1 protein-coding gene is annotated in these 396 nt (G+C 46.2%); it reads left to right on the top strand.

What is annotated here, in order from left to right:
* Positions 1-198: 198 nt before the first annotated feature.
* A partial coding sequence (locus ETC05_RS17535; protein ID WP_032180265.1) for a hypothetical protein occupies positions 199-396 on the top strand: 198 nt, incomplete at its 3' end.

Raw genomic sequence — 396 nt, 5'->3', positions numbered from 1 at the left:
ACGATAAATATTATGTTTTTACGGGGACAGGATCGTTCCCGACTCACTATGGATGGTCATTTCGGCAAAGGTTCCTCCTTTCCCTCTGTTCTACGTCGGATTATAGACTCGCGGTTTTTTCTGCGAGATTTCTCACAAAGCCCAAAAAGCGTCTACGCTGTTTTAAGGTTCTGATCACCGACCAGTGATGGAGAAACTATGAGTTCATCGTGTATAGAAGAAGTCAGTGTACCGGATGACAACTGGTACCGTATCGCCAACGAATTACTTAGCCGTGCCGGTATAGCCATTAACGGTTCTGCCCCGGCGGATATTCGTGTGAAAAACCCCGATTTTTTTAAACGCGTTCTGCAAGAAGGCTCTTTGGGGTTAGGCGAAAGTTATATGGATGGCTGG

Origin of the sequence: Geobacillus sp. BMUD, from assembly GCF_013096845.1 — a bacterium.
GTDB classification, from domain to species: domain Bacteria; phylum Bacillota; class Bacilli; order Bacillales; family Anoxybacillaceae; genus Geobacillus; species Geobacillus vulcani.
This window is presented reverse-complemented; position numbering and strand designations above follow the sequence as displayed.